The sequence below is a fragment of the Sphingopyxis sp. genome (genome assembly GCF_036402335.1).
GTDB lineage: Bacteria > Pseudomonadota > Alphaproteobacteria > Sphingomonadales > Sphingomonadaceae > Sphingopyxis.
In genome coordinates, this window is the sequence record NZ_DASWTD010000648.1 from 1 (window position 1) to 2,736 (window position 2,736).

At 64.0% G+C, this 2,736-nt stretch carries 3 protein-coding genes and 1 pseudogene; 3 read left to right on the forward strand and 1 reads right to left on the reverse strand.

Annotated elements, in window-relative coordinates:
* Positions 1 to 585: pseudogene (locus VGD20_RS20770) on the reverse strand (AraC family transcriptional regulator); the annotation flags it as partial.
* A 190-nt stretch (positions 586 to 775) separates the two neighbouring features.
* Here VGD20_RS20770 and VGD20_RS20775 point away from each other — a divergent pair.
* The 3 genes from VGD20_RS20775 to VGD20_RS20785 all read left to right on the forward strand — a co-directional run bounded on the left by VGD20_RS20775 (position 776) and on the right by VGD20_RS20785 (position 2,577).
* Positions 776 to 1,591, forward strand: coding sequence for an SDR family oxidoreductase (locus VGD20_RS20775; protein WP_331136270.1), 816 nt, complete (start codon positions 776 to 778; stop codon positions 1,589 to 1,591).
* Between the two features lie 81 nt (positions 1,592 to 1,672).
* Positions 1,673 to 2,074, forward strand: a complete 402-nt coding sequence (locus VGD20_RS20780) for a heme-binding protein (RefSeq protein WP_331136271.1) — start codon at positions 1,673 to 1,675, stop codon at positions 2,072 to 2,074.
* 11 nt (positions 2,075 to 2,085) lie between these two features.
* Positions 2,086 to 2,577 carry a nuclear transport factor 2 family protein gene (locus tag VGD20_RS20785; protein ID WP_331136272.1) on the forward strand — a complete coding sequence of 164 codons (492 nt, stop codon included), beginning with the start codon at positions 2,086 to 2,088 and terminating at the stop codon, positions 2,575 to 2,577.
* Positions 2,578 to 2,736 lie beyond the last annotated feature (159 nt).

The following is a 2,736-nucleotide window of genomic DNA, read 5'->3' on the forward strand; positions in this document are numbered from 1 at the left end:
GCCGCGCTTTGCCGCGGGATCGGCGAGCGCACCGAAGCTCGAATGGCCGCGCACGAGCTGGGTGCAGAGCAGGTCGATCGCCTGCTCGACGAAGAGCCGCGAGTTGGTCCCGCCCGCCGCGGCCTCGTTGCTGAGCATCGTGACCAGATTGACCACGGTCGGGTCCTCGAAGGCGACGCGATGGAGCAGGTCGAATTCGCGCCCGTTCGTCATCTCCAGCGCGGCCGAGGCCAGCCTTTCGTGGGTCAGATAGACGTGGCTGACGTCCGAATTGCCCGAAATGTCCCAGCGGCCGTCCTGCCCCTTGGGGATGATCACCATCGTCCCGACGCGCGAGCGGGCGCGGATGTTGATGCCGCCCGGCGCGCGCAGGCTCATGTCGCCGTCGCCGCCATGATGCGCGACGACGACATGCGCGGGGAGCGCAGCGAGCGTGTCGTGTACCGGTCCGTGCTGCCAGCGGCCGGTCAGCAGCGTGTCGCCGCGCAACCCATCGGACATGGTGATGGGCGGCCGGTCGAGGATGCGCGCCATCCCCTCGAGCGAACCCTCGGATTCCTTCATCACCGGCATGGCGGGTGCCATGGTCACCTCTGCCCGAACCCCTCCGAAAGCAGCCTGACGAATCGATAAGCGGCGAAATTCTGCCACGAACGCCTTGCGACCGCAATTTCGGAACAGTCGCCGCAAGGTGCGAACGGCGGGCTCGTGCTGGCCCGGCTATCTCCAATCCATCGGACGCAAACCCGCGCCGAAGCAAAAAAGGAGAAGTATCATGACGACGAAGACCATCCTCATCACCGGTGCCGGCTCGGGCTTCGGCAAGGCGGCGGCTATCGGCATGGCCCGGAACGGCCACAATATCATCGCGACCGCGCAGGTGTCGTCGCAGGTCACCCCGCTGCGCGAAGAAGTCGCGGCGCTGGGCCTTGCCGACAAGATCCGCGTCGAACGCCTCGACCTCACCGACCCCTATGACATCCGCCAGGCGCAGGGCTGGGACATCGACGTCCTGTGGAACAACGCGGGCATGGGCGAAGCGGGCCCGGTCTGGGAGATCCCGCTCGACCTCGTCCGCAAGAATTACGAGATCAACGTCTTCCTGCCGCTCCAACTGACGCAGGGCATCGTCCAGCGCTGGGTCCGCGAAGGCAAGTCACTGGGCAAGAAAGTCGTCTTCACCTCGTCGATGGGCGGGCTGTTCACCCCGGCGAACTGGGGCACCTATGTTTCGACCAAGCATGCGCTCGAAGCCTTCGCCGAGGCGATGCAGCAGGAACTCGCCGCCTATGGCGTCAAGGTCCAGACGATCAACCCCGGCGCCTATTACACCGGCTATAACGAGACGATGGCGGACAATCCGTTCCGTTGGCTCGACGACAGCGTGAACTTCACCAAGCGCGCCGACCTGCGCAAGGGCTTCGACGACTTCTTCGCCACCCCCGAGGGCAAGATGGACCCGACCGAGATGATCGATCGCATGATCGAGGTCGTTCCCGCCGACGAAGGCAAATTCCGCAACGTCATGCCCAAGGTCATCGAGGACATGCTGAAACAGCACCAGCTCGACGCCTGGGAGAACCGGATCTGATCGAGCCCCCGGCCGCGGCGCCATGCGCCCCTCCCTCCGGCGCCGCGGCCACCCCCATTTCGAGCGAGAAGGAATATTCCGATGAGCATCACGCAAGAACAGGCCGACACCGCGATCGCCGCCGCCCGCAAGGCGGCCGAAGCGATCGGTGTGCCGATGAACATCGCGGTCTATGACGACGGCGCGAATATGAAGGCCTTCCTCCGCATGGACGGCGCCTTTCTGGGCTCGGCCGACATCGCGCTGAACAAGGCGCGCACCGCCGCGCTCTTCGGTTTCAACACCGAGGCGCTTTACGACTTCGTCAAGCCGGGCGGCACCTCGCCGGGCTTCGAGCGCACCAACGGCGGGCTTATCGTCTTCGCGGGCGGCGTGCCGGTGAAGGATGCCGAAGGCCGGCTGATCGGCGCGGTCGGTGTGTCGGGCGGCGAGGTCGCCCAGGATTTTGATGTGGCCAATGCCGCGGTCGCGGCGCTGAATTAGGGAGAGAGACGATGGCAAAGTGGATCAAGAATATCGGCCGGATCGGACTCGCGCTGGCGGCCGTGACGATGGCGACAAAGGCTGCGGCCAATGAAGCCGACACCAACCGCGCGACCATCGCGAAGGCGATGGACGCCTGGGCCGCAGGAACGGGCGGTCCCTACGACCTCCTCGCCGACGATGCGGTGTGGACGATCGCGGGCAATTCGCTTGGCAGCAAGACCTATCCCTCGAAGGAAGCGTTCATGCGCGAGGTCATCCGGCCGTTCAACGCGCGGATGCAGACACGGCTGATCCCGAGCGTGCACAGGCTCTACGCCGACGGCGACACGGTGGTCGCGCATTTCGATGCGAAAGGCACGGCGCGCGACGGCAAGCCCTACCTCAACAGCTATGCATGGATACTGACGCTCAAGGACGGGCGGATCGTGCGAGCCTATGCCTTCTTTGACGCCAAGGCGTTCGACGATTTCTGGACCCGGGTTTCGCCGCTTGCAGACTGATCTCGTGCGAGGCGGTTCAAGCTTTTCGGGACCCCGCAAGAAGGGTAAATGGTGCCCAGAAGAGGACTCGAATATTATATTTAACTTATTGTAATATAGGTATTTCTCCTCGTGATTTTGAGCTGATACCCAGCCCGATACCCCCTTTATATTCGATGT